The 24,573-nt window shown below is 69.7% G+C and carries 30 protein-coding genes and 1 pseudogene; 16 read left to right on the top strand and 15 right to left on the bottom strand.

Features of this window, described 5'->3' with window-relative positions; all coding sequences use genetic code 11:
* Window position 1: 1 nt before the first annotated feature.
* From QFZ29_RS03295 to QFZ29_RS03285, 3 genes are read left to right on the top strand one after another with little or no spacing between them, the layout of a single operon-like run.
* On the top strand, window positions 2-424 hold the full coding sequence (locus QFZ29_RS03295) for a hypothetical protein (protein WP_306892826.1): 423 nt from the start codon (window positions 2-4) through the stop codon (window positions 422-424).
* A 42-nt stretch (window positions 425-466) separates the two neighbouring features.
* The gene (nhaA, locus tag QFZ29_RS03290; protein WP_306892825.1) at window positions 467-2,302 is read left to right on the top strand and encodes a Na+/H+ antiporter NhaA; all 1,836 of its coding nucleotides are present in this window, start codon (window positions 467-469) and stop codon (window positions 2,300-2,302) included.
* A gap of 21 nt (window positions 2,303-2,323) precedes the next feature.
* Window positions 2,324-2,797, top strand: a complete 474-nt coding sequence (locus QFZ29_RS03285; protein ID WP_306892824.1) for an NUDIX domain-containing protein — start codon at window positions 2,324-2,326, stop codon at window positions 2,795-2,797.
* 9 nt (window positions 2,798-2,806) lie between these two features.
* On the opposite strand, the gene QFZ29_RS03280 is transcribed toward QFZ29_RS03285, so the two are convergent.
* The 4 genes from QFZ29_RS03280 to QFZ29_RS03265 are packed head-to-tail and all read right to left on the bottom strand — an operon-like array spanning window position 2,807 to window position 5,341.
* Window positions 2,807-3,097: a DUF4287 domain-containing protein gene (locus QFZ29_RS03280; RefSeq protein ID WP_306892823.1), complete on the bottom strand. Its 291-nt coding sequence runs from the start codon at window positions 3,095-3,097 to the stop codon at window positions 2,807-2,809.
* Window positions 3,098-3,157: 60 nt separating this feature from the next.
* Window positions 3,158-3,502, bottom strand: coding sequence for a cupin domain-containing protein (locus tag QFZ29_RS03275; protein WP_306892822.1), 345 nt, complete (start codon window positions 3,500-3,502; stop codon window positions 3,158-3,160).
* Complete coding sequence (locus tag QFZ29_RS03270) at window positions 3,502-4,722, bottom strand: AI-2E family transporter (RefSeq protein ID WP_306892821.1); 1,221 nt, start codon at window positions 4,720-4,722, stop codon at window positions 3,502-3,504. The genes QFZ29_RS03275 and QFZ29_RS03270 overlap by 1 nt, the downstream gene beginning before the upstream one ends.
* A 34-nt stretch (window positions 4,723-4,756) precedes the next feature.
* Entirely contained in the window at window positions 4,757-5,341 is a 585-nt protein-coding gene (locus QFZ29_RS03265) for a helix-turn-helix domain-containing protein (protein WP_306892820.1), read from the bottom strand.
* Window positions 5,342-5,454: 113 nt separating this feature from the next.
* On the opposite strand from QFZ29_RS03265, the gene speB reads away from it, so the two are divergent.
* From speB to QFZ29_RS03245, 4 genes are read left to right on the top strand one after another with little or no spacing between them, the layout of a single operon-like run.
* Entirely contained in the window at window positions 5,455-6,492 is a 1,038-nt protein-coding gene (gene speB / locus QFZ29_RS03260) for an agmatinase (protein ID WP_306892819.1), read from the top strand.
* On the top strand, window positions 6,489-6,923 hold the full coding sequence (locus tag QFZ29_RS03255) for a YybH family protein (protein ID WP_306892818.1): 435 nt from the start codon (window positions 6,489-6,491) through the stop codon (window positions 6,921-6,923). The genes speB and QFZ29_RS03255 overlap by 4 nt, the downstream gene beginning before the upstream one ends.
* 44 nt (window positions 6,924-6,967) lie before the next feature.
* A complete protein-coding gene (locus QFZ29_RS03250; protein WP_306892817.1) occupies window positions 6,968-8,359 on the top strand; it encodes a purine-cytosine permease family protein in 1,392 nt (463 codons plus the stop codon).
* Window positions 8,352-8,981 carry a cyclase family protein gene (locus QFZ29_RS03245; RefSeq protein ID WP_306892816.1) on the top strand — a complete coding sequence of 210 codons (630 nt, stop codon included), beginning with the start codon at window positions 8,352-8,354 and terminating at the stop codon, window positions 8,979-8,981. The genes QFZ29_RS03250 and QFZ29_RS03245 overlap by 8 nt, the downstream gene beginning before the upstream one ends.
* Before the next feature lie 34 nt (window positions 8,982-9,015).
* On the opposite strand, the gene QFZ29_RS03240 is transcribed toward QFZ29_RS03245, so the two are convergent.
* Genes QFZ29_RS03240 through QFZ29_RS03230 form a run of 3 tightly spaced genes read right to left on the bottom strand, consistent with a single transcriptional unit; the run spans window position 9,016 to window position 10,327 of the window.
* Complete coding sequence (locus tag QFZ29_RS03240; RefSeq protein WP_306892815.1) at window positions 9,016-9,711, bottom strand: NAD-dependent deacylase; 696 nt, start codon at window positions 9,709-9,711, stop codon at window positions 9,016-9,018.
* 5 nt (window positions 9,712-9,716) lie between these two features.
* Entirely contained in the window at window positions 9,717-10,136 is a 420-nt protein-coding gene (locus QFZ29_RS03235; RefSeq protein WP_306892814.1) for a DoxX family protein, read from the bottom strand.
* On the bottom strand, window positions 10,133-10,327 hold the full coding sequence (locus QFZ29_RS03230; protein WP_306892813.1) for a hypothetical protein: 195 nt from the start codon (window positions 10,325-10,327) through the stop codon (window positions 10,133-10,135). Before QFZ29_RS03230 ends, QFZ29_RS03235 begins: the two co-directional genes overlap by 4 nt.
* Window positions 10,328-10,600: 273 nt before the next feature.
* Here QFZ29_RS03230 and QFZ29_RS03225 point away from each other — a divergent pair, with 273 nt between their 5' ends.
* A complete protein-coding gene (locus tag QFZ29_RS03225; protein ID WP_306892812.1) occupies window positions 10,601-11,698 on the top strand; it encodes a trans-sulfuration enzyme family protein in 1,098 nt (365 codons plus the stop codon).
* 94 nt (window positions 11,699-11,792) lie between these two features.
* On the opposite strand, the gene QFZ29_RS03220 is transcribed toward QFZ29_RS03225, so the two are convergent.
* Window positions 11,793-12,446: a hypothetical protein gene (locus tag QFZ29_RS03220; RefSeq protein WP_306892811.1), complete on the bottom strand. Its 654-nt coding sequence runs from the start codon at window positions 12,444-12,446 to the stop codon at window positions 11,793-11,795.
* Entirely contained in the window at window positions 12,443-13,747 is a 1,305-nt protein-coding gene (locus QFZ29_RS03215; RefSeq protein WP_306892810.1) for a glycosyltransferase, read from the bottom strand. Before QFZ29_RS03215 ends, QFZ29_RS03220 begins: the two co-directional genes overlap by 4 nt.
* A gap of 75 nt (window positions 13,748-13,822) precedes the next feature.
* On the opposite strand from QFZ29_RS03215, the gene QFZ29_RS03210 reads away from it, so the two are divergent.
* The gene (locus tag QFZ29_RS03210) at window positions 13,823-14,479 is read left to right on the top strand and encodes a TetR/AcrR family transcriptional regulator (RefSeq protein ID WP_306892809.1); all 657 of its coding nucleotides are present in this window, start codon (window positions 13,823-13,825) and stop codon (window positions 14,477-14,479) included.
* Between the two features lie 19 nt (window positions 14,480-14,498).
* On the opposite strand, the gene QFZ29_RS03205 is transcribed toward QFZ29_RS03210, so the two are convergent.
* Window positions 14,499-15,440 (bottom strand): cytochrome b/b6 domain-containing protein, encoded by a 942-nt coding sequence (locus QFZ29_RS03205; RefSeq protein ID WP_306892808.1) that lies wholly within the window; start codon window positions 15,438-15,440, stop codon window positions 14,499-14,501.
* A gap of 176 nt (window positions 15,441-15,616) precedes the next feature.
* The gene (locus QFZ29_RS03200; protein ID WP_306892807.1) at window positions 15,617-16,462 is read right to left on the bottom strand and encodes an alpha/beta fold hydrolase; all 846 of its coding nucleotides are present in this window, start codon (window positions 16,460-16,462) and stop codon (window positions 15,617-15,619) included.
* 73 nt (window positions 16,463-16,535) lie between these two features.
* Here QFZ29_RS03200 and QFZ29_RS03195 point away from each other — a divergent pair, with 73 nt between their 5' ends.
* The 4 genes from QFZ29_RS03195 to QFZ29_RS03180 all read left to right on the top strand — a co-directional run bounded on the left by QFZ29_RS03195 (window position 16,536) and on the right by QFZ29_RS03180 (window position 18,755).
* Window positions 16,536-17,327, top strand: a complete 792-nt coding sequence (locus tag QFZ29_RS03195) for an EI24 domain-containing protein (RefSeq protein ID WP_306896581.1) — start codon at window positions 16,536-16,538, stop codon at window positions 17,325-17,327.
* A 68-nt stretch (window positions 17,328-17,395) separates the two neighbouring features.
* On the top strand, window positions 17,396-17,860 hold the full coding sequence (locus QFZ29_RS03190) for an SRPBCC family protein (RefSeq protein WP_306892806.1): 465 nt from the start codon (window positions 17,396-17,398) through the stop codon (window positions 17,858-17,860).
* Window positions 17,857-18,276 (top strand): EVE domain-containing protein, encoded by a 420-nt coding sequence (locus tag QFZ29_RS03185; RefSeq protein WP_306892805.1) that lies wholly within the window; start codon window positions 17,857-17,859, stop codon window positions 18,274-18,276. The genes QFZ29_RS03190 and QFZ29_RS03185 overlap by 4 nt, the downstream gene beginning before the upstream one ends.
* Window positions 18,273-18,755: a MarR family winged helix-turn-helix transcriptional regulator gene (locus QFZ29_RS03180; protein WP_306892804.1), complete on the top strand. Its 483-nt coding sequence runs from the start codon at window positions 18,273-18,275 to the stop codon at window positions 18,753-18,755. The genes QFZ29_RS03185 and QFZ29_RS03180 overlap by 4 nt, the downstream gene beginning before the upstream one ends.
* Here the strand turns inward: QFZ29_RS03180 and QFZ29_RS03175 are convergent.
* On the bottom strand, window positions 18,752-19,342 hold the full coding sequence (locus tag QFZ29_RS03175) for a class I SAM-dependent methyltransferase (protein WP_306892803.1): 591 nt from the start codon (window positions 19,340-19,342) through the stop codon (window positions 18,752-18,754). The two genes, QFZ29_RS03180 and QFZ29_RS03175, sit on opposite strands and share 4 nt — an antisense overlap.
* A 147-nt stretch (window positions 19,343-19,489) precedes the next feature.
* Here QFZ29_RS03175 and QFZ29_RS03170 point away from each other — a divergent pair, with 147 nt between their 5' ends.
* The gene (locus tag QFZ29_RS03170; RefSeq protein WP_306892802.1) at window positions 19,490-20,371 is read left to right on the top strand and encodes an intradiol ring-cleavage dioxygenase; all 882 of its coding nucleotides are present in this window, start codon (window positions 19,490-19,492) and stop codon (window positions 20,369-20,371) included.
* A 96-nt stretch (window positions 20,372-20,467) separates the two neighbouring features.
* Here the strand turns inward: QFZ29_RS03170 and QFZ29_RS03165 are convergent, their stop codons facing one another.
* From QFZ29_RS03165 to QFZ29_RS20365, 3 genes and pseudogenes are all read right to left on the bottom strand, one after another.
* Complete coding sequence (locus QFZ29_RS03165) at window positions 20,468-21,619, bottom strand: epoxide hydrolase family protein (protein WP_306892801.1); 1,152 nt, start codon at window positions 21,617-21,619, stop codon at window positions 20,468-20,470.
* 62 nt (window positions 21,620-21,681) lie between these two features.
* Complete coding sequence (locus QFZ29_RS03160) at window positions 21,682-22,446, bottom strand: MFS transporter (RefSeq protein WP_306892800.1); 765 nt, start codon at window positions 22,444-22,446, stop codon at window positions 21,682-21,684.
* A 103-nt stretch (window positions 22,447-22,549) separates the two neighbouring features.
* Window positions 22,550-23,023 (bottom strand): annotated as a pseudogene (locus tag QFZ29_RS20365) (MFS transporter); the annotation flags it as partial.
* 149 nt (window positions 23,024-23,172) lie between these two features.
* On the opposite strand from QFZ29_RS20365, the gene QFZ29_RS03155 reads away from it, so the two are divergent.
* Together QFZ29_RS03155 and QFZ29_RS03150 are read left to right on the top strand one after the other, a co-directional pair.
* The gene (locus QFZ29_RS03155; RefSeq protein WP_306892799.1) at window positions 23,173-23,607 is read left to right on the top strand and encodes a winged helix-turn-helix transcriptional regulator; all 435 of its coding nucleotides are present in this window, start codon (window positions 23,173-23,175) and stop codon (window positions 23,605-23,607) included.
* A gap of 2 nt (window positions 23,608-23,609) precedes the next feature.
* Window positions 23,610-24,572 (top strand): helix-turn-helix transcriptional regulator, encoded by a 963-nt coding sequence (locus QFZ29_RS03150; RefSeq protein ID WP_306892798.1) that lies wholly within the window; start codon window positions 23,610-23,612, stop codon window positions 24,570-24,572.
* The last annotated feature ends 1 nt before the right edge of the window (window position 24,573 follow it).

Raw genomic sequence — 24,573 nt, 5'->3', positions numbered from 1 at the left:
GATGGGTGTCTTCCGCGACCTGTTCCGGCTCACCAAGGCTGGGCTCGAGCAGACCGCTCGCACCGACTACGTCGGAAATCTGCGCCAGTCGGCCGACCTCGCCGAGCAGTTCGCGGGAGTCCAGCCCGGCGATGTCACGGGAACGCACGGCGCGGCCACGGCGAACCCGTTTCTCAACATGACGAGGTACGGCGGCATGACCCAGGGATCGGGGCGCGTGGTCACTTTGGCCGACAGCGGCAAGCGCATCGGCGATGAGGTGATCTACGCCGTCGAGCTCGACATCACCCTGCCCGGTGCCGAGCCCTACCGAACGACGTACACGACCGTGATCGCCGAGGCCGCACTGCACGGCTGGCAGGCCGGAGCGGTGTTCCCGGTTCGCGTGAGTCCCGACGACCGCAACGCGGTCATGCTCGGCTGACGGCGAGCGCGCGGTTCCCGGCGACATCCCTAGGCTTGACGAATGAGCAGCGCAGAGGTCACCGTGCAGGGTCCCGGCGTGCTCGATCGCACCCGGCGACGCGGTGGCACTCCTGACCGCACCGCGGCCATGCTGCTGCTGCTCTTCACCGTGATCGCGATCGTGTGGGCGAATTCCCCGTGGGGCGCGACGTACGACGCGTTCTGGGACACCGACGTCGAGGTCGGGATCGGCGGATTCCAGGAGCACCTCACGCTGCATCAGCTCGTGAACGACGGGCTGATGGCCTTCTTCTTCTTCACGGTAGGCCTCGAGGTGAAGCGTGAGTTCACGATCGGCGAGTTGACCGATCGCTCGCGTGCGGCCGTGCCCGTGATCGCCTCGATCGCCGGCCTCGCGCTCCCGGCCGCGATCTTCCTGGCGCTGAATGCGACCTCGGGCAACGCGCACGCGTGGGGCGTCGTGATCTCGACCGACACTGCATTCCTGCTCGGAGCGCTCGCGGTCATCGGGCCGAAGTTCCCGGCACGCCTGCGCACCTTCCTCCTCACGCTCGCGGTCGTCGACGACATCGGTGCGCTCATCGCGATCGCCGTGTTCTACAGCGACGGGCTCCGGCTCGTACCCCTCGCGCTCGTCGCCGTGCTGCTCGTGGCGCTCGCGCTCGTGCGGTTCCTCCCGGCAGCTCGCGGACCCGCGTACGCGGTGCTCGGCGTCGCGCTCTGGATCGCCCTCACCGCCGCGGGCGTTCATCCGACCCTCGCGGGCGTCGCGGTGGCGCTGCTGATCCCGGTCTTCCCTCCGAAGCGCATGGAGGTCGAGCGCGCGGCCGAGCTCACGCGGGCGTTCCGCGAGTCGCCGAACTCCGTCTACGCTCGCGACGCCACCCGCAGCCTCCGCGACTCGATCTCGATCAACGAGCGCCTGCAGACGGAGTGGGGGCCGTACATCGCGTTCGTCGTGCTGCCGGTGTTCGCGCTCGCCAACGCGGGCGTGCGCCTCGATCCCGCCACACTCGCTGACGCCGCCGGCTCGACGCTGACGTGGGGTGTCGTCGCGGGCCTGGTGGTCGGAAAGCTCATCGGCATCGCCGGCACGACGGCGATCGTGCAGAAGCTCCGCATCGGCAGGCTCGCACCCGGGCTCACGATGCCGCGCATCGCGGGCGGCGCTGCGCTGTCGGGCATCGGGTTCACGATCTCGCTCTTCATCGTCGGCCTCGCGATCGAGGACCCCGAGCAGCAGGATCTCGCCCGCGTGGGCGTGCTCGCGGCATCCGTCATCGCGTTCGCGCTCGGCTGGGCGGTGCTCACCGTGGCCGATCGCGTGCGACCTCCTCAGGCCATCGGGGCGAAGCTCGTGCGCCCCGTCGACGTGGAGCGCGACCACTTCCGCGGCCGCTCCGACGCCCCGCTCACGATCGTGGAGTACGGCGACTTCGAGTGCCCGTTCTGCAGCCGGGCCACGGGGTCGATCGACGCGGTGCTCGCGTATTTCGGTGACGAGGTGCGCTGGGTGTGGCGGCACCTGCCGCTCGAGCCGGTGCATCCGCACGCGCGGGAAGCGGCACAGGCGGCAGAGGCGGCAGGGCGACAGGGCCGGTTCCTCGAGATGGCGCTCATGATGTTCGCGAACCAGGATCGCCTGGAGACCGGCGCGCTGTTCCGCTATGCCGAAGAGCTCGGGCTCGACACCGACCGCTTCGCAGAAGACCTCCGCTCGCCCGAGGTCGTCCGCAGGGTCGAAGACGACGTGCTCGATGCCGAGCTCATGGACCTGCACTCGACGCCCACGTTCTTCATCGGTGAGCGGCGACACAAGGGTCCGTATGACTCCGTGAGCCTGATTCGCGCACTCGAGGGGTCGCGAGATGCGTGAGCGACGACGAGGAGCGACGGCATGCCGGTGACGAGCGCGGGACTGCTGCTCTACCGCGAGGGCGAGGTGCTCGAGGTGTTCATCGCCCACATGGGCGGCCCCTTCTGGGCGCGCAAGCGCGAGGGCGCGTGGTCGATCCCGAAGGGCGAGTACGACGCCGGCGAAGATCCGCTCGCCGCCGCCCGGCGCGAGTTCGCCGAAGAGATCGGGGTTGCCGCCCCCGACGTCGGCTACGCCGACCTCGGATCGTTCCGCTACACGTCGGGCAAGCTCATCCGCGTGTTCGCCGGCGCTGCTGCCGACTTCACGGTTGACGCAGTGCGCAGCAACACCTTCGAGGTGGAGTGGCCGCCGCGATCCGGTCGGCGGCAGTCGTTCCCCGAGATCGACGAAGCCGCCTGGGTCAGCGTAACTGAGGCGCGCTCGCTGCTCGTCGCAGGGCAGCGACCCGCCCTCGACGCGCTCGAGCGCTTCCTCGCGACGGTCGCCGAGTAGGTCGCGCCGTCACGCGGGCTTGGTCGCCTTGCCGTCGAGCCACAGCGTCTCGGAATCGTCGCGGTGCACCCCGTCGGTGCCGACGTGCTTCGCGTCGATCTGCGGGCCCTTCTTGATGACGTGCACGAGCGCCATCGCATGGCCGCGGCCGAGGCCGTAGTCGGCCTTCAGCCAATCGACGATCACACCGGCCTTCACCGCTGCGTCATCGAATCCCTTCTCGTGAGCAAGATCGATGAACTGGCGCGGGGTCAGGCCCGTCTTCTCTTCGATGTTGTCGAGATATGCCTGGAACGACATGGTGCGGTCCTTTCAGTGAATCGAGCTTTCGGGAGGATGTTCGAGAAGAATCGGCACGGCTCAGTCGGCGTCGAGGAACTCCTGCTCGATCCGCGGCGACGCGTGGATGCACATCATGCGCAGGGTTCCCGAGCTCTCGGCCCGGAATCGGTGCGGCGTAGCCGGCCCGACCACGAGGATGTCGCCGACACCCGCGCGGTGGTCTTCGCCGTCGGCGGTCACGGTGACCTCGCCCTCGAGTACGACCCAAGTCTCGCTGTAGGGGTGCTGGTGCAGGTCGGGGCCCTGACCGGGCTGGTTGTCGACGAGGAAGAACGAGACGCCCGAGCCGTAGCCCTCCCCCTCGAACTTGACGGTGCGCCCTGCACCGATGGTCAGGTCGGATCCTCGAACGGCGGTGAACATCAGGCGACCGGGGTTCCGCCGGCAGTGCCGGGGGCTTCTGCCTTCGCTGCGCGTCGTCGTCGCCCCAGCGACCGCCGTTCCTCGATCGACGGATCGGGGCCTTCCCAGACCTTGATCATCGCCCAGCCCACTGCCGCGATCGGGACGGAGAGCACGGCGCCGACGATGCCGGCGAGGATCGTGCCGGCCGTCAGCGCAATGAGGATGACAAGCGGATGCAGCTTCAGGGACTGCGCCATGACGACGGGTTGTAGGAAGTTGCCCTCGAGCTGGTTCACTCCGATCACGATCGCCACGACGATGAGGGCGACGCCCGGCCCGTTCGCGACGAGCGCGACGAGGGCGGCGAGGATCCCGGTGATCGTGGCACCGACGATCGGGATGAAGGAGCCGAGGAAGACGATGACCGCAAGCGGCAGCGCAAGCGGGACCTGCAGGATGGCGAGGCCGATGCCGATGGCCGCCGCGTCGACGAACGCGATGACGGCGGTGCCGCGCAGGTAGCCGCCGAGCACGTTGACGCTCGTCTCGCCGATTCTGCGGCCGCGAGCGAGCTGCGCCCCGCGGAAGGGACGCAGGAAGAACGCCCAGATGCGGTCGCCGTCTTTGAGGAGGAAGAAGAGCAGGACCACCACGAGCAACGCACCGGTCAGCACTTCGGCCGCCGCCTCCACCCCGGCGAGCGCTCCCGTGCCGAACTCGGCGCTCGTGAAGAATTCGACGATCGCATCACGCGCGGCGTTGATCTGCGCCTGATCGATCGCCACGGGCAGCGTCTGGAGCCAGGCGATCAGCTCGTCGAAGCCCTCGTTGGCGGAGATGACGAGCTCTCCCCATTGATCGCGCACCGCGAACACGATAAGCGTGATGACCGCGCTGAGCAGGAGGATGCCGCCGAGCAGGGTGATCCATGCGGCGAGGATCGGGGACACGCCGTGCCGGCGCAGCCAGCCCACGAGCGGGGCCGCCGCCGCCGCGAGGATGATCGAGATGAGCACAGGGATGACCAGGAGCTTCACCTGCACGAGCGCCCAGATGGCGAGGGCCGCGAGCGCGACGACGATGAGCACCTGCAGGCTCCGAGTCGACCAGCGGCCGAGGCGATCGTTCCACATGGAGCCGAGCGCTGCGGGGGTCGAGACATCTTCGATGTCACGCTCGAGGGCGTCGTCGCGCGGGGGCTCGGCCGGGGTCGTATCAGGTCGCTTGAAGAGCCGCATTCCGCCACCCTATTGGTCGAACGGCGGCGCTCGCTCAGGCCGAGCCGCTCCACGGCGCCGGCACGAGTACCCAGCACACCTCGGCGGGCGCGTCATCCTCTGCATGCCAGGTGTGCGGTTCGCGACCCGGGAACGTCAGCGCATCGCCCGTCTCGAGTCGCACCGAGCGGTCGGCGAATCGCACTGTGACCGCTCCCTCGACGACGTGCAGCACCTCGACGTCGCAGTTCACGGTGTAGAGCTCATGGCCGCCGTGCGCTCCGGGTTCGAGCGCCGATCGGATGAGCTGCACGCGGGACTCACCGCGGGGCGACATGAGCAGCTCGCTGACCCCGACGCCGCCGAGGTTGATGTGCGGTGCATCGGCGCGCGTCATGCGCTGGATCTCGGGCTCGGCGAAGAGCGCACCGACGGGAAGGGACAGCACTTGGCAGAGCTGCACGAGAGTGGCGACGCTCGGCGAGGTCTCGTCGCGTTCCACGCGGCTGAGGAAGCCCTTGCTCAGGCCGCTCGAGTCGGCGACCTGCGCGAGCGTGAGGCCCTGCGCGATGCGGGTGCTCCGGAGCTTGGCGCCGATCGGCGTTCCTGCAGCGTCGGCGGACGGGTGGATCGGCCGCATGAGGCTCCCTTTCGTCGCGTCGTCGAACACGTTTCAGCCAGGCCTTGACGGCGGCACGGGCCGCGGCTTACAGTTGCGGCAAGTTTCCTCAACAGTACCGGAAGTTTCGTAATATGCAACTCAGTCCTGAACCCAGCGCCGATCAAACCGGCGCGGATGTCGCCACCCCAACCGACGGCATCCGCGGCCCCGTCGACGCGAGCGTCGTGCCGCGCTTCGCCGGCATCGCGACGTTCGCCCGGCTGCCGCGGCTCGATCAGGTGGGGCACGCCGCGATCGCGATCGCGGGCGTGCCGTTCGACAGCGGAGTGAGCTACCGGCCCGGAGCGCGCTTCGGCCCGGCGCACGTACGCGAGGCCTCTCGGCTCCTCCGCCCCTTCAACCCCGCGCAAGACGTGTTCCCGTTCGGCGCGCAGCAGGTGGCGGATGCCGGCGACCTCGTCGCCAACCCGTTCGACATCGCAGAGGCGGTTCGCCAGATCGAAGCGGGTGCGGTCGCCCTCGGGGAACACGCCGACCGCATCGTTGCGATCGGCGGCGACCACACGATCGCCCTGCCGCTCCTCCGTGCGGTGAACGCGAAGCACGGCCCGGTCGCCGTGCTGCACTTCGACGCCCACCTCGACACGTGGGACACCTACTTCGGCGCCCCGACCACGCACGGCACACCGTTCCGCCGCGCCTCCGAGGAGGGCCTCATCGACCTGACGGCGAGCATGCACGTCGGCATCCGCGGCCCGCTCTACGCGAAGTCCGACCTCGAGGACGACGCGCGGCTCGGCTTCACGATCGTGACGAGCGAGCAGCTCGAGGAGCAGGGGGTCGCCGCGGCGATCGAGCGCATCCGCGCGCGCATCGGCCGAGCGCCGCTCTACGTCTCGATCGATATCGATGTGCTCGACCCGGCGCATGCGCCGGGCACCGGCACCCCCGAGGCGGGCGGTCTCACGAGCCGCGAGCTGCTCCGAATCATCCGGAGCCTCAGCGATCTCGACATCGTCGGCGCCGATGTCGTCGAAGTCGCGCCCGCCTACGATCACGCCCAGCTGACGGCCGTGGCGGCGAGTCACGTCGCCTACGAGCTCATCAGCGCGATGGCGCCGCGCACCACCACCGCCACCACCGTCCAGGCGAAGGAGCCGAACCGATGAACGCACCGACCGAACCCACCCGCGACGCGGTGCTCGCCGCGGCATCCGAGATCGTCGACGCCTTCGCCGCGACCGACGGCGAGCGCTACTTCGCCGCGTTCGCCCCTGACGCGAGCTTCGTCTTCCACACCGAGCCCGAGCGGCTCGCCGACCGGGCGGCGTACGAGCAGCTCTGGGCGGGATGGGTCGACGGCGGCTGGCGCGTCGTCTCATGCACGTCGAGCGAGCCGCTCGTGCAGCCGTTCCCGGGTGGCGCAGTGTTCACGCACTCGGTCGCGACGACGGTAGAGACGGGCGAGGGCGACGAGTCCTACCGCGAGCGAGAGACCATCGTCTTCCGAGTCGAGGCGGCGACGGATGCCGCGTCGCCGCGCCTCATCGCCGTGCACGAGCACCTCTCCCCCATGCCCGACGCGTCAGACGCATCCTGACGACAACCCGAACCCGACCCACCACTCAACGAGGAGACCTGGCCATGTCGCTCTACTCACGCCTCGAGCAGTACCTCGAGGAACACTCCGATGACGCCGGGCCCGTGCGCGGCACCCTGTCGCTGCCGCGCATCGGCATGATCTGGCTCGCCGCGAACCTCGTGGTCACGACCCTGCTCACCGGCACGCTCTTCGTGCCGGGTGTCGACTACGGCCTCGTCGTCGTGCTCATCATCGTCGGCACGCTCATCGGCGCCGCCGTGCTCGTGACCGTCGGCAACATCGGCACACGCACGGGCCTGCCGACGATGGCGCTCACGCGCGGGCCGTTCGGCACGCGCGGCAGCCTCTTGCCGGTCGCCGCGAACGTCATCATCCTCATGGGCTGGAGCTGGGTGCAGGCGATGCTCGCCGGCATCGCGCTCGACTTCCTCGTGGCATCCGTCACCGGATTCTCGAGCCCCGTGCTGTTCGCGGTGATCTGCCAGACCCTCGTCGTGATCCTCGCGATCTTCGGTCACACGGGCATCGCGCGCGTCGAGCCGTGGCTCGCCGTGCTCATCCTCGGCATCATCGCGTACATCTTCGTGGTCGCGTTCACGACGTATGCCCCCGCGGAGTTCGCCGCGATCCCGGCCAACGAGTCGATCGGCTACACGCCGATCCTCGTGCTCGACGTCGTCATCGCCACCGCGATCTCGTGGACCGTGCTCTCGGCCGACTTCAACCGGTTCGCGACGTCGAGCAAGGCCGGCATCATCGGCTCGGGGGTCGGCTACACGCTCTCGACGGTCATCTCGATGGTCGTCGGCGCGACCGCGATCGGCTACGTCGTGCTCTCGGGCGGCGAGGCCGTTCCGTTCGACCCGGTGACGATCGTCACCCCGTTCGGCGCCCCGCTCGCCGTCGTCATCTTCCTGTCGGTCATGGCCACGAACACGATGGTCGTGTACGGCATGGTCACGACGATCGTGAACGCCGTTCCGGGCGGCACGAAGCTGAAGTTCCTGCCGACCGCGCTCATCGTGGGCGTCATCTCGATCGTGGGATCGACGTGGTTCGGGTTGCTCAACCAGTTCACGACGTTCCTCGTGACGATCGGCGCACTCTTCGCGCCCGTCTTCGCGATCATGATCGCCGACTACTACATCGTGAAGCGCGGTGCCTACACGCGCGACATCCTGCGCTCGCGCGACGGGCGCTACTGGTACCTCGCGGGCGTCAACTGGGCTGCAATCGTCGTGTGGCTCATCGGTGCAGTCGCAGCCTACGTCTTCACCTACGTGTGGCCCACGCCGGTCGGTGCGACGATCCCGGCCTTCGCGCTCACGTTCGTGCTCTACCTGCTGGTGTCGCTGCGCGAGCGCTCGTCGGCACCGGCGGTGAGGAGCGAGCACCTCTCGGATGCCGCAGCGGAACCGATGCCGCATGCGTGATCTGAGCCAGCCGCTGCACACGGGCATGCAGGTCTACCCCGGCGATCCCGGCGTGGACCTGTCGCCCGCGCTCGAGCTGGAGCGCGACGGCGCCGCGGTGTCGGCCCTGCACCTCGGATCGCACAGCGGCACCCACGTCGATGCGCCCGCGCACACCGTTGCGGGCGGGCGCACGATGGATCGTGTCGCGCTCGACGAGCTCGTCGGTGAGGCGCTCGTGATCCACCTCCACGGTCTCGGCGACGGCGACACCATCACGAGCGAGGCGCTCGGCGAGCTGCCGCAGCGGGTGCCGTCGATCGTGGTGATCGACACGGGCTGGGCCCGGCACTTCGGCACAGAACGTGCGTTGCGGCATCCGTCGCTCGATGCCGGCGCCGCCCGCCACCTCCTCGCCCGGGGCATGCACGTGCTCGCCGTCGACACGCTGAGTCCCGACCCGACGGATGCCGCGGGCACGAGCGCGTTCCCGGTGCACGACGTCGTGCTCGGCGGCGACGGCCTCATCGTCGAGAACCTGACCCGGCTCGAGGGCCTGCCCGCCCGCGTGCGGATCGGCGTGTTCCCGTTGCGGCTCGATGCCGACGGAGCGCCGGCGCGGGCGGTCGCGTTCCTCGACTGAGCGGCTGCGCGCGACGGATCCCGCGCACCTCGCCTCACCTGGTCGCGGCGAGCTGCTCCTCGACCCACTCGGGCACGACGATGCTCGCCGGCCCGTGCCGCACCTCGTCGAAGAGCGGGGTGATCTCGCTCGCGGCGAGGTTCAGCTCGATCGTGCGGGCGCCGAACTCCGTCGCGATCATGACGAACCCCGCGGCCGGGTAGACCCCGCCCGACGTGCCGATCGCCGCGAACAGGTCGCAGCGCAGGAGCGCCTCGTCGATGCGGTCGAGCTCGTACGGCATCTCACCGAACCAGACGACATCGGGCCGGAGCATCCGCTCGCCGCAATTCGGGCACGGGGGCCGCTCGATGAGGTCGGCCGCGTGCGGAGAGCGGTCGCCGCACGCTTCGCAGAGCGCGGTGAAGAGGTCGCCGTGCATGTGCACGACTCGCTCGGATCCCGCGCGTTCGTGCAGGTCGTCGACGTTCTGCGTGACGATGAGCAGGTCGTCGCCGAGCTCCTGCTCGAGCCGGGCGAGCGCGAGGTGTGCAGGGTTCGGCTCGGCTTGCGCCGCCGCGCGCCGCCGTGCGTCGTAGAAGCGATGCACCGTGTCGGGGTCGCGAGCGAATCCGTCGGGCGTCGCGACGTCTTCGACACGGTGCCCCTCCCACAGGCCGCCCGCGTCGCGGAAGGTGGGCACGCCGCTTTCGGCCGAGATCCCGGCGCCGGTAAGGACGACGAACTGCATGTGTGTCAGCGTCTCGAGCCGCTCGGCGTGGTCGACCAGACGGCGAGCGCGACGAGCAGCGGCTGGAAGAACAGGCGGATGAACCGCGCCCGGTCGGTCGAGAGCCCGAATGCGTCGCGCCGTTCGGCCCATTGCGCGAGGTTGCCGGGGAAGATGGCCACGAAGAACGCCGCGACGATCGCCCCGACTCGCCGCCGCTCCCGTGGCAACGCGAGCAGCGCACCGCCGAGGCCGATCTCGGCGACGCCCGACGCGACGACGACCGCGTCGGCGTCGAGCGGCACCCAGTCGGGCACCTGCGCGCGGAACTCGCGCCGCGCCCAGAAGAGGTGGCTGACGCCGGCGAAGACGAGGCCGGATGCCAGGGCGATGCGCCCGATCGTTCGCGCGGGCGTGGACCGCGGAACGCCGGGTCTCGGGCTCATCGCTCGATGGACTTCCGGTCGCGCGACCGCCCCACGAAGGAACGGAGGACGAAGAACACGATGACCGCGACCACGGCGACGATGGCGAGCTTGGCGATGAACCACAGCACGCTGAACGCCACGTCGACGAGGATCCAGGCGATGATGACGGCGGCGATGACGCCGATGACGGTCCACACGTTCCGACTCATGCTTCGAGGCTAGTCGAGCGCTCCGGTGCCCGGCTCTGAACCGCGGTGATTCGTTCGCCTCGGGGAGTCGCGCGCCGAAAGTGCGCTAGTGGTCGGAATGCCGGCCGCATTCCGACCGGAAGCGCACTTTTGGCGGGGCGGGCGGGGAGGACTTCAGGGGCGCTCGGACCCGGCGCCAGCCCGCGGGCGGGCTCCGTGCGGGCCGGGATACGCTGGCCGTGCGCTGCCGCGGCCTGCGGCATCCGCTCGCCTTCGTTTCCATTGGAGGACCCCGTGACCGATGCGAACTCGGCCGACGCGCCGGCGCTGCACCCCGACACTGTCGCCGTCGTCGCGGGGCGCCCGCCGCACACGCCCGACCAGCCGATGAGCGTGCCGGTGCACCTCACGTCGACCTACGTCGCGGGCGGCGAGCTCGAGTACGGGCGATACGGCAACCCCTCGTGGACCGCGTTCGAAGACACGCTCGGCGCGCTCGAGGGCGGGCGCTGCGTCTCGTTCGCCTCGGGCATGGCCGCGATGGCCGCGGTGCTCGACCTGGTCGAACCGGGCGGAACGGTCGTGGCACCGCGCCACTCGTACACCGGCACGATCGCCATGCTGAAGAAGCTCGAGGCCAAGGGCCGAGCGAAGGCCGTCTTCGTCGACATCACCGACCTTGAAGCGGTGACGGATGCCTCCGCGGATGCCGCGATGGTGTGGTTCGAGTCACCGACGAATCCGGCGCTCGAGGTCGCCGACATCCCCGCGATCGTGCGTGCGGCACACGAGCATGGAGCCCTCGCCGTGGTGGACAACACGTTCGCGACGCCGCTGCTGCAGCGTCCGCTCGAGCACGGCGCCGACCTCGTCGTCCACTCGGCGACGAAGTACATCTCGGGACACAGCGATGTGGTCATGGGCGCCGTGATCGCGGCGTCGGAGGAGCTCGCAACCGCGGTCGTGGCGCACCGTTCCCTGTTCGGCGCGACGCCGGCGCCGCTCGAGACGTTCCTCGCGCTCCGCGGCCTTCGCACACTGCCCGTGCGCCTGGAGCGCGCGCAAGCCAACGCGCAGGAGCTCGTGCGGCGACTCGAAGGGCATGCCGCCCTCGAAGAGGTGCGGTACCCGGGATTCGGCGCCATCATCTCGATCGTCGTGCGCGGCGGAGCCGAGCCGGCCGACGCGCTCGTGCAGCGCACGAGCATCTGGGTGCATGCCACGAGCCTCGGCGGCGTGGAGTCGACGTTCGAGCGCCGGCGCCGTTGGCCGCTGGAGCAGCCCACGATTCCCGAGGGGCTCGTGCGACTCTCGGTGGGTCTCGAGCATGTCGACGACCTGCACCGCGATCTCGTGTGGGCGCTCGACTCGCTCGTCGAAACGGGTGCCTGAGCACGGCCCGGCGGGTGCTGCGCGAACTCGAGATCGAGCCCGACGAGCTCGCTGTCGCCGGGAAGGCCGCCTTCGAGGAGGGTGACACAGCGACTTAGGCCCCGGCTGGAACGAGGACCTCCTCGGCTCTGAGCGCCCGGCCGGCCGCGAGGAACCAGATCGGCGTGCCGATCCAGCCGACCAAGCCGATGACCCCGCCGAGACCGAACACCGCCCATTGCATCCAACCAGCCGGAAGCAGGAACCCCAGCCCGACGACCGAGACGCCGATGAGGAACGCGGCGCCCATGAGCACGCCCGACCTCGCCAGTCGGCGGGGAACGTCGCCGCGCTGCCCGAGCTTGAGGCATGCTGCCACGAGCCACACGGCCACGGCGGCGAGTGCCGCCATCGCCGCTGCCGTGGCGGGCACGAAGTGAAGCACCCGGGCCACGAGGAGGAACGAGCCCGCGGCCCCGGCAACCAGGAGCACGACGACGACCACGAGCGCGAACCGGGAGGCCGCAGACACCGGCAGGCGCCGGTGGAGCTGCACGACGACCGGGATGACGAGCAGACAGTAGAGCCCGCTGCCGAGATCGCTGAGTGGCCCGAAGAAGCGAGGACTCGTCTGACTCGGGAGCTCGATCGCGTACATGAGGCCGAGCGCGATGAAGGTGATGATCCCGACGAGCCCGGCCGCGTAGGCGAAGGCACCGGCCCACCCATCGCCCGGAATCGTCCGCAGGCTGGTGTTCGGCGGGTTCATGTCGACTCCTTCTGTTGGCCTGGCACTCTGGGGAAGTCCTCGGCGAGCGCCGCTTCGATCAGCCCGAGCGAGTCGTAGCCATCGAGGATCGCGCCGATCTCACGCGCCCGCTCCTGAAGCCGACGATCGGCGAGCACGCGCGCAACGCCCGCGGCGATTCGTCGAGGAGACGGACGCTCGGTGCGCAGGTCGACGGCGACACCGTTGTAGGCGAGGCGGGCATTGATGTCGTTCTTCCCCTCGCGCGTGCCGGCGAGCAGCAGCGGCACGCGGTACTGCAGTGCGAGCATCACGCTGCCGTAGCCGCCGTTGCAGACGAAGACGTCGGCGTGCTGGAAGAGCTGGTGGAAGTCGATGAAGTCCTCGACGATCACGGAGGGCAGCGGGTAGCGCCGCCGCAACTCCGCCGTGCCGGAACCGGCGGTCACGGCGACCACGAGGGTGTCCGCTCCGGCGAGCGCCTCGATCGTCGGTGCGATGAGTTTCGACAGGTCTCGGTTGTCGACGGTGCCCTGCGACACCACGACGACCTTGCCCTTCCACGCCGCAATGCGCGGATCGAGCGGGGGCGGGACATCCGTCTTCTGCGGGAGCAGCGCACCGACATACACCGTGTTCGGCGGGGCATCCGAGCGCGGGAAGTCGGTCTCGGGGATGCCGGACTGGAAGACGCGTCTGGCCGTCTCCTCGACGATGAGGAGGACCTCGCGTCGCTCCACCGCGGGCAGGCCGGCGACGGCGAACGCGTCGTTGAACGAGATGAGCCCGCGCTTCAGGGAGCCGAGCACCAGCTTCCACACGATGCGGTCCCGCACCCACCCGAGAGGGCCGCGCGCGGGGCGGAGGCCGAAGAAGGGCGGAGGCACGTCGCGCGCCGGGTGCACCGACGGGCCGGGATTGACCGCGTAGACGGGCACGTCGAGCGCCCGGGCGACGATGGCCGAGGCGAAGAAGGCCGAATCGCAGAAGAGCAACTCGAACGGGTACTCCTCGCGGATCTCCTGCAGGTCGAGAAAGTGGTCGCGCACGGGTGCCGCGAAGACCTTGTCGAAGTCGAAGGCGAGCCGCTCCGGCCCCCGGAGCTTCGCACGCTCGGGATAGAGCTCGCCGATGTTCTCGTCGGTCACCTCGATGGCACGCCGGTAGGGGAACGGGGTCACGCCGAGGCGTTCCACCTTGTGCACGAAGCTCGGCGCGGTGTACCAGGCCACTTGATTCCCGCTCTCGAGCAAGCGGGCTGCGACGCCCGTGAGGGGATTGAAGTGCCCTGCGAAGGGCATGGTCGCGATGAGGATCTTCATGGTGCGCCGCCTCGGGCTTCGGAGCATGGCTAGATGCCGCTACTAGTGACTACCTCTAGTAGAGTAGACCTCACCATGACGGCCCACAAGACTCCAGACGCCCCCGCACCCCTCACTCGCAAGGAGCGAGCGGGCCGCACCCGTGCTCGCATCCTCACGGCGGCACGCGCAGAGTTCACGGCGAAGGGGTATCACGCCACGACGATGGCCGCGATCGCCGCTGAGGCCGGCGTCGCCGTGCAGACGGTGTACTTCGTCTTCGGCACCAAACCGGCACTGCTCCAAGAGCTGCTCGGCGTCGCCGTGATGGGCCAGTCCGACGACGGGCTCCCCGTGCAGCGCCCAGAAGACTCCGACTGGTTCCGCGAGGCACTCGAGTCGAGTGACGGACACGGCGCCCTGGCCTCGTTCGTGCACGGATCGATGCCGGTCTACTCGCGCGCAGCGGCGGTTGCCGAGACGGCGCGCGTGGCCGCGCAGACCGACCCCGATGTCGCCGACGTCTATGCGCAGGCGGAGGCACGCCGCATCGAGGAGTTCGGCCGCGTCATCCGAGCCCTCGCCGATCACGATGCCTTGCGTTCCGACCTCACGATCGCGCAGGCGACCGCCGTGCTCACGACGGAGTTCGGTCCTCAGAGCTACCTCAGCTACACCGCCGCGCATGGCTGGACGGATGCCGCGCTGGCCGAGTGGATGTCCGACGCGCTCGCGCGGCTGTTGCTGCGCTAGCCCCGGCGGTGGCTCGGCGTCAGCCCTGCACGCGTCCTGATGTCGCGGCGATGCGCTTCAGGAGCGGTGGTTTCGCGAGCACCCACGCGACGACCATGACGATGACGGATGCCGCGAACACCCCGAATCCGATCCAGTCGTCGGTGTCGCGCACGGCGTACATCTGGTTGAGCTTGCGGAGCGCCCCGGTGGTGAGCACGAGCACGACGTGGACGAAGGTGAACCCGATGAAGAACAGCATGACCGGGTAGTGCAGGGTCTTCGCGAGCTTCTCGGGGAAGGCGCGCACGAGCGGTCCCTCGAGCGGCCACGCCGACGAGAGTCGCAACCCGGTGAGAATGGCGAGCGGCGACGCGATGAACACGACCGTGAAATACGCGAGTTGCTGGAGGGAGTTGTAGACGACCCAGGAGTTCTCGTTCGGCCACTCGAGCGAGGCGTATTGGAGCGCCGCTGAGATCGCGTTGGGCACGACGGCCCAGTCGGTGGGCACGATGCGAACCCACTGCCCGGTCGCGAAGAGGAGCCCGACGTAGCTGAGCCCGGTGAGCACCCAGAGCGCGTCGAGCCAGAGGTGGAACCACAGGAAGATGCCCATGCGCCGCGGCGAGCGCTTGGTGCGCGGCCACCGGGTGTTGTCGCGTGTCCAGAATCCGGGCGGCCGCTTCTTCGAACGCAGCTGGTAGCCGGTGCGCACGATGAGCAGGAGGAAGAACGCGTTGAGGAAGTGCTGCCAGCCGAGCCATGCGGGGATGCCGGTCGGCGCCCACTCCGGCGGCGGCACGATACCGGGGTAGGTCTCGATGAATGACTGCCCCGCCGGCAGCTCGCGGAGCCAGCGCGCAAGCAGCACGACGACGGCCAGCGCGACGACGGCGATGAACGTGGTCCACAGCACCTGCTTGCGCTGCGCCCGCCACCATTCGGCGGCGCGAGCGGACTTCGTCGAGGTCACGGTCATCTCGGGAGGCGGTTCCTTCTCCGGCACGGCCGGGCAGAGCTTGTGGCCGGCGGCGCATCGCACACACGGCCGCAGGGGTGAATGCGGATGCCTCGACGATAGCGCCGGCCGCTGGGAGCACGAAGTCGGGGCGCAACAGGCCGCCACGCGGAGTCATCTGGTGCCGTCGGCTGAGCTCACTCCTCTCGGGCTGCCGCCTGCCGGAGCAGCCAGTCCATGGCGTCGGGCACGACGTCGAGCACCGAGATGTGCCCGTCGTCGAGCCGCATCCAGAGTCGGGCGTTCGGCAGCCGGCTGAGCATCGAGACGGCATGGCTCCTCGGAACCACCCGGTCGAGCTCACCCTGTACGAGCAGCACCGGCGCGGCGACCGCCTCAAGGTCGAATCCCCACGGCGATGCGAAGGCGACGTCGTCGTCGATGAGTCCGTCGTCGCCATAGGCCTCGGAGCGGCCGACGTCGACGCCGAGCGACGACCAGGTTCCCTCGAGGGCGGCGAAATCGACCGGCAGGAACTGCTCGGGATCGAACTCGTCAGTCTCGGCGAAGCGCTCGCGCGCCGCGCGACCCTGCAACGCGGCCTGCAGTGCACCCGGCGAACGCATCCCGCCGAACCAGTCGAATTCGTCGGTGTAGGGCGCGATGCTCGCGAGCGTCGCGACGCCCGTCACGCGATCGGGCAGCAGTGCGGCGCACGCGAGCGCGTGCGGTCCACCACCGGATGCCCCCATCACCACGAACCGGTCGACGCCGAACGCATCGGCGACGCCCGCGACATCCGACGCCGCCGACGCCACATCGCGCCCAGGCCGCGGCGACGAACCGCCATAGCTCGGTCGCGCATAGGAGAGCACGCGGATGCCGCGAGCTGCCGCCGCCTCGAGCACCGGGTCGAGCGGGGCGCCGGTCTGCGGCGAACCGTGGTGCCAGACGAGCACGAGCCGCGCCGCGGCATCCGGCCCGCTGTCGTAAGCGCGGAGCACTCGCTCGTCATCGAGGGGCACGTCGAGTTCGATGACCATGCTGCTCCTGCTTCGTCGAAGAGTCCCGCCCGGATTCCGGCGCTCGGGATGCCAGCCTAGGCTGGTGCGGGTGATGAGCCGCTTCTTCTCGGGCGTCGGAATGCTGCTGCGCGGCTTCGGCTTCTGGCGGCGACGGCCGGCGGTCATGATGCTCGGGCTCATTCCTGCGGCGATCGTCTTCATCGTCATATTGGCCGCGCTCGTCGCCCTCGGGCTCAGCCTGCCGTGGCTCACCGAATGGCTCACCCCGTTCGCCGACGAATGGGACGACCCGTGGCCGGACCTCGTGCGCGGGGCGATCGGCGCGATCGTGCTCGCCGCGGCCGTCGTGCTCGCGGCCGTGACGTTCACGGCACTCACCCTCGCCGTCGGCGACCCCTTCTACGAGCGCATCTGGCGCGCGGTCGAGCTCGAACTCGGCGGAGAGGTGCCCGAGCAAGGCGCGGGACTGTGGCGATCGATCGTCGACTCGGGTCGACTCATCGCAATCGGATTGCTCGCCACGATCGGCGTCGTCGCCACGGGGTTCATCCCGATCGTCGGCGCCGTGCTCGCACCGACGCTCGGGGTCGTCCTGTCGGGCCGGTTGCTCGCGACCGAGCTCACGTCACGGGCGTTCGAGGCCCGCGGCATCCGTTCAACCGGCCGGCGTGCCGTGCTGCGCGGTCGTGGCGCCGAACTGCTCGGGTTCGGCGTTGCGACGCAGCTCCTCTTCATGGTGCCGCTCGGCGCGATCTTCACGATGCCCGCAGCTGTGGCGGGCTCGACGATGCTCGCCCGATCAGCGCTCGACGCCGCTGCCGGTGCTGCCGCCGGCGCCGCCACGCGCTCCGGGGCGACCCCGCCGACCCCACCGATGCGCTGACTGAGCACGCGACAGTTCGGGAAGATTCGAACTTGATCGCCGTTTAGTAAGCGCGCATACTAATTAGCATGACAACGAAGATCCTGGGCAGCGCGACTGCCCGCTCCACCGCCCCAGCCGACGCCTTCTTCGCTCGGTGGGTCGACCACGAGAGCTGGCCCACGTGGTCGCCCGACACCGAGTGGGCACGCGTCGACGGCCCCGTCCGCACTGGCGCCGAGGGCGTGCTGAAGCCCAAGGGTGGCCCACGCACGCGCTTCATCGTGAGTGCCTGCGCGCCCGGCCGCGAGTACACCGACACCGCGAGGTTCCCCGGCGCGAGGCTCGTGTTCCAGCACCTCGTCACCCCCGTGGCCGACGGCGTGGAGCTGAGCGTACTCGTCACGATGCACGGTCCGCTCGCCCCCGTCTGGGCCGCGATCATGGGCGGCGGTTTCCACGACGCCGTACCGGCCGACCTCGCGCGGCTCATCGCGCTCGTCGAGGCCGAGCAGCCCGCCGTCGAGCCTCGCTCGCCGGGGGCGGCATCGTGACCGCCTGGCTCGGAGTGGCCTCCGCCGAACACGTGCGACGCGGCGTCGCACTCGGCATCGCGCAGATCGGCCACGGCAAGCGCGCCGGCCTCGCGCGGATGAAGCCCGGCGACCTCATCGCGTACTACTCGCCGACCGAGCGCCTCCGCGACGGCGTGCCGCTCAAGCAGTTCACCGCCATCGGTCGGGTCGCCGACGACGTCATCTGGCAGGCCGACGAGGGCGAGTTCCGCCCGTTCCGGCGCCGCGTCGACTGGGAGGATGCCGCGCCGGTCGACGTCGACACCGTCCGCGATCGACTCGCACTCACGGCGCAGCCGAACTGGGGATACCAGTTGCGCCGCGGACTGATCCCCTTGGATGACGTGGACGCCGCGGTGCTGCTCGACGCGATGCGCTCGGCGCTGCACCGATGAGCGCGCGCCGACTGGCGAGCGAGTTCGACGACGCCGACGCGAGCCCTGGCCTGCTGCTCTGGCGGGCGACCAACGCCTGGCAGGCGGCACAACGGGCCGTGTTGGCGCCGTTCGACCTCACGCACGTGCAATTCGTGCTGCTCGCCTCGCTGACCTGGCTGGATTCCGACGAACCCGTGACCCAGCGAGAACTCGCCGAACTCGCCGGCACCGACCCGATGATGACCTCGCAGGTGCTCCGCGCCCTCGAGTCGAAGGGACTCGTGGTTCGAGGGTCGCACCCACATGACGCGCGGGCTCGGGCGCTCGCGGTCACGGATGCCGGCGCCGAGCTCGCGAACCGCGCCAACGCCGCCGTCGAGGCGACCGACCGCGACTACTTCGCGCGATTGGGCGACGACGTCGCCGGGTTCGCCGATGCGCTTCGCCGGCTGGACGGTCGGCGGTCGTCGTCGCGGCATCCGGTGCGCGGTAGCTAGCCTGCGTCGAGCGGCGCCCGGCCGTCGAAGAGCAGCATCGGCACAGGTCCGAACGGCATCGACCGCACTCTGAGTCGACGGATGTCGCTGCCGACGAACCCCGCCGCCTCGAGCGCCGGCTCGGGATCGCGATCCCAGTGGCATCCGTGGCAGAGCCGCTTCGAGCACGGCGTCGCGACGAGCTGCACGAGGCGCTTCAGCGTGCCGGGCGGTGCGATCACATGGTCGACGAGCACGATGCGGCCGCCCGGCACGAGCACGCGACGGAGCTCGGCGAGCGTGGCGTCGACGTCGCCGACCGAGCACAGCACGTAGGTGCCGACGACCGCGTCGATCGAGTGATCGGGCAGCGGGATCGACTCCGCCCGCGCATCGAGCGGCGCTGCCGAGTGCTTCCACTCGCGCGCTCGCGTGGCGAGCTCGGCACGGCGTTTCGCGTCGGGCTCGAGGCCGACCCATTCGACATCGGGATGGAACGCACCGAAGTTCTCGCCCTCGCCGGCGCCGATCTCGAGCACCTTCCCACGCACCCGCGACACGAACTCGCGCTCGAGCTCGTCGAGGGCGTCGTCGTCGATCAGGACCATGCTCGCACCGTACCGCGTCGCGAGAATTCCGGCGAGGGGATGTCGCTCCGCGCACTGCCGGCACAAAGAGAACGCAAAGACGCCGCACTGAAGATCGAGAGGAACATGGAGTTGATTCGACTCGACGCCGAACGAGAGGACACCCCCATGACCCACGACGCAACCGAAACGAAATGGCGCGACGCCGAAGGCCAGATCATCGACGAGGAGGACCGCGGGCTCGTCTACGACATCCGCACCCTCGTCGACCGCCGGAAGGCCCTCGGCCTGTTCGGCGGCATCGCGGCGACCTCGCTGCTCGCCGCGTGCTCCGCCTCGCCGACGCCGACGGCGAGCGCGAGCCCGAGCGCCACGGCGACGACCACGCCGACCGCCACGCCCGAGGCCACCGCGACCTCGGGACCGCTCACCGAGGTGCCCGACGAGACCGGCGGCCCATTCCCGGGCGACGGCTCGAACGGGGTCAACGTGCTCGACGACTCGGGAGTGGTTCGCCGCGACATCCGCTCGAGCTTCGGCTCATCGACCACCACCGCACCGGGCGTACCGTTGACGATCAACCTCACCGTGCGCGAGGCCGCCACGGGCAATGCGATGGCGGGCGCCGCCGTGTACCTGTGGCACTGCAACCGCGACGGCGACTACTCGCTCTACAGCTCGGGCGTCGAGAACGAGAACTACCTGCGCGGCGTGCAGGAGGCCGACTCGACCGGAACGGTGAGCTTCACGTCGATCTTCCCTGGCGCGTACGCGGGCCGGTGGCCGCACATCCACTTCGAGGTCTACTCGGATGTCGCGACCGCAGTGGCGTCGGGTCCGATCGTGAAGACGTCCCAGATCGCCCTGCCGAAAGAGGCGTGCGACGCGGTCTACGCGACGTCGGGCTACGAGCAGAGCGTGCGCAACATGAACTCGACGAGCCTCGCATCCGACAACGTCTTCGGCGAAGACGGCGGCATCCACCAGATCGCGAGCATGTCGGGGTCGGCCTCGGCCGGCTATACCGCGGCGCTCACGATCGGCGTGTGAACCGGCACGACTCCAACGCGCGGTCTCCGCTGCTGTCGACGAGTGAGCGGATGCCACGGGCGCTGTGCCGTGGCATCCGCTCGACGCGCGCTCCCCTCAGCGCAGCGCCGAGAAGAAGGCGCGGATGTCGCCGGCCACGACCTCCGGCAGCTCGAGGGCCGCGAAGTGGCCGCCGCCCTCGTCGAACCGACTCCAGTGCACGATGTTCGAGTTGTCGCGCTCGGCGAAGACCCGGATCGTCTGGAAGTCGTCCTTGAACACCGCGACGCCGGTAGGTGCCGTGTTGACCTGGGGCTCGGCCTCGGCACGGGCGTTCTCGAGGTAGGCGCGGCTCATGCCGGCGGCGGCATTCGCGAACCAGTTCACCGTCACCTCGGTGAGGATCTGCTCGAGCGAGACGAGCGACGTGCCATTGCCGAAGGAGTTGAACAGCTCGCTGTAGGCGAGGAGGCCGATGGGCGAGTCGCTGAGCCCAGCGGCGACGGTCTGCGGCCGGCTCGCATTCATCGTGTTGTAGCCGCCGACCGACTGGAACCACTGCATGTGCTCGAGTCCCACGTAATCCTGCGGCTCGAGCCGCTCGAACTCGCTCGGGTCGCCGCTGGGGAATGAGAAGAGCTGGAGCACGTGCAGGCCGAGGAAGCCGTCGGGGTTCAGCAGGCCCAGCTCGCGCGCGACCATCGCGCCGTTGTCTGAGCCGTGGATGCCGTACTCGGCGTATCCGAGGCGCCGCATGAGCGTGTCGTACGCGCGGGCGACGCGCGCGGTGGTCCACCCGCGATCGGTGACGGGCGCGCTGAAGCCGAAGCCCGGGGCATCCGGGATCACGACGTCGAACGCGTCCTCCGCACGGCCGCCGTGCGCGACCGGGTCGACGAGCGGGCCGATCATGTCGAGGTAGTCGACGGATGACCCGGGGTAGGTGTGCGCGAGCAGCAACGGCGTCGCGCCGGGGTGCTCGGACTTCACGTGGATGAAGTGGATCGCCTGCCCGTCGACCTCGGTTATGTAGTGCGGCACGGCGTTGATGCGGGCCTCTTGGGCGCGCCAGTCGAAGCCCGAGCGCCACAGTTCGACGGCTTCGCGGAGGTAGGAGTTCGGGGTCCCGTAGTCCCAGTCGTCGACGGGCGAGGGCTGCGGGAGCCGCGTGCGGGCGAGGCGTTCCATGAGGTCGTCGAGCTCGGCTTGCGCGACCTCGATGCGGAAGGGGCGGATGTCGATGCTGGTGTCCGAAGTGATGTTCGTCATGTCTTCGACGGTACGAGGCATATAGGCACGTTCGATTCCTAATGTGCGAGATTCTTCACGCTTCAGACTCGCGAGACCGCCCTCCGCCGCAGCACGCCTCCCGCTGCGATCGCGACCGCGGCGATGGCGAACCCGAGGGGGCCGAACAGTGCTCCACGGTAGGCCTCGATACCGTCGGCGTCGGTCGACTCCAGCGCGACGAGCAGCGCCGAGACCACCGCGAGCCCGATCGCGCCGCCGAACTGGAAGCCCGTGTAGAGCAACCCGCCGGCGAGCCCCTGCTCATCGTCTTCGACGTCTTCGGTGGCCGCGATCGTGAGTGGGCCATAGGCGAAGGCGAACGCGAGCCCGATCGCGAGGAAGCTCGGGAACATCATCGCGTAGGTCCAATCGGGAGCCACCGGCAGGAAGAGCGCGTAGGCGAGCGCGGCGAGCGCGAGGCCGCCGAGGATCACGCGCCGGGTGCCGAACCGGGCCACGAGTCGCGGAGTGAACAGCGGCGCGATGATGACGTCGATGCCGGAGACGAGCAGCGCAAGCGACGTCTCGAGCACCGACCATCCGAGTTCCTCCTGCAGGTAGAGGGCGACGACGAACTGGAAGCCCAAGAAGCCGGCCGCGAGGAGCGCAGCGCCGAGGTTCGCCCGCACGAGGTTCGTGTGGCGGAAGATGCCGAAGCGCACGAGCGGCTGGGCGGCGCGCCGCTCGACGACGACGAACGCCACGAGCAGCAGCGCGCCGATCGCGAAGGTGACGACGGTCGTGAGCACCGGCCGGTGCGGTGCGCCCTCGATGCCGGCCACGAGCACGACGAGTGCCGTCGTCACCGTGAGCCCGCCGAGCACGTCGAGTCGGCCGCGGCCGCGCGCCGTGAGCGCGTTCGCGGCGCGCGGGATGGAACAGCACCGACATCGCGAGCAGTGCGGCAGCGACCACGAGCGGCGCGATGAAGACCCAGCGCCATCCGAACGTCGTGAGCAGCCCGCCCGCGACGAGCCCGACCGAGAACCCGCCGGCGCCGACGCCCGAGTAGATGAGCACCGCGCGGTCGCGAGTTGCGCCGGTGAACGTCGTCGTGATGATCGGCAGGCCCGCGGGAGCCATGAAGGCGGCCGCCACTCCCGTCGCGGCGCGCGCGACGATGAGCATCCAGGGATCGGTGGCGAGCGCCCCGAGACCCGTGAACGCGAGGAAGACCGTGAGTGCGATGAGGAAGACCCGGCGCCGCCCGAAGAGGTCCGCCGCGCGGCCGCCGAGCAGCACGAATCCGCCGTAGCCGAGGATGTATGCGCTGATGATCCACTGCAGCTCGCCGGTTCCCATGGGCAGATCGGCGCGGATCGACGGCAGGGCCACGTTGAACATGCCGATGTCGATGCCCTCCAGGAAGATCGCGCCGCACATCACGAGGAGCACCGCGAGGGCACGCCCTGTGATCGCGGTGCTCGGGCGGGCTTCGATCTCGACAGACACGTTCGCACTCCCAGGTCGACTGACGGATACTCGTGGTTCTCTCTTGTAACTGACCCCATCTTGGGTCACCATTGGGAAGTATGGAAGAAGGCACTTCAACGTCACTCGGTTACCCCGAAGGCACCGTCAGCGCCTGGAGCGATGCACACCAATGGGACACGCGTGAAGACTGCGAGGTGCGGCAGATCCTCGATCGCATCGCCGACAAGTGGTCGCTGCTCGTACTCGCCCTGCTCGCCGAGCGCCCACTGCGGTTCTCCGAGCTGCGCCGGCGCGTCGACGGCGTGAGCCAGCGGATGCTCGCGGTGACCCTGCGCCACCTCGAACGCGACGGCCTGATCTCGCGAACGGTCTTCCCGGTCGTGCCGCCACGCGTCGACTACGCCCTCACCGAGCTCGGCGAATCGCTCGGCAGCACAGTGCAGGCACTCGTGGAGTGGACTGAAGGTCACCAGGAGCGCATCATCGAGGCGCGCAATCGGTACGACTCCGCCAAGGTGTCGGCCGAGGCCTAGCGATGGCCGATACCGCCGCGCGCCTGCTCGCCCTGCTTTCGTTGTTCCAGTCGCGGCCCGACTGGTCGGGCACCGAGCTCGCGGCTCGCCTCGGCGTCTCGCCCCGCACCATCCGGAACGACATCGACCGCCTTCGGCAGCTCGACTACCCCGTCGACGCCACGCGCGGCGCCGCGGGCGGATACCGCCTCGGCGCCGGCGGCAAGCTGCCGCCCCTCCTCCTCGACGACGAGGAGGCGGTCGCGGTCGCGATCGGGCTGCGCGCCGCCAGAGGCATCATCGGCATCGAGGAGTCGAGCGCCCGCGCCCTCGCGAAACTCGAGCACGTGCTGCCGTCGCGACTCAAGCCCATGGTGACGGCCCTTTCGTCGACCACCGAGCATGCGCCCGAGAACACCGGCACGGATGCCCCCGACCCCGAGGTCGACCCCGCCGTGCTGAGCGCGATCGCCGGCGCCATCCGCGACGTCGAATGGCTGCGCTTCGACTACGACGACACGGCGCGCCTCGTCGAGCCGTATCGCCTGCTGAGCTGGCAGCGCCGCTGGTACCTCGTGGCTCGCGACCCGTCGGCGAACACGTGGGAGACCTTCCGCGCCGACTGGATGGAGCCGCGGATGCCGACTCGCCGACGCTTCTCGCCCGTGCCACTGCCCGGCGACGACTACACCGCGTTCGCGATGCGCTCGATCGCGGCGAGCGGCTGGAAGGTGCACGCGCGCCTCCGCATCGACGCGCCCGCCGAGGCCGTGCTCGCCCGTATCAATCCCGCCGTCGGCGTCGTCGAGTCGATCGACGCCGAGACGTCGGTGCTCGTCACGGGAGCCGACAGCCTCGACACGATCGCCGCCTACATCGGCATGCTCGGCATGGACTTCACGGTCGAGTCGCCGGATGCGCTTCGCCCGTTGCTCCTCACGTACTCCGATCGCTACGCCCGAGCGGCGGCCGTCGACATTTCTTGAC

Origin of the sequence: Agromyces albus, assembly GCF_030815405.1 — a bacterium.
GTDB classification, from domain to species: Bacteria; Actinomycetota; Actinomycetes; order Actinomycetales; family Microbacteriaceae; genus Agromyces; species Agromyces albus_A.
Note: the sequence above shows the minus strand (reverse complement) of the source record. Positions and strands in the feature narration are given on the sequence as shown.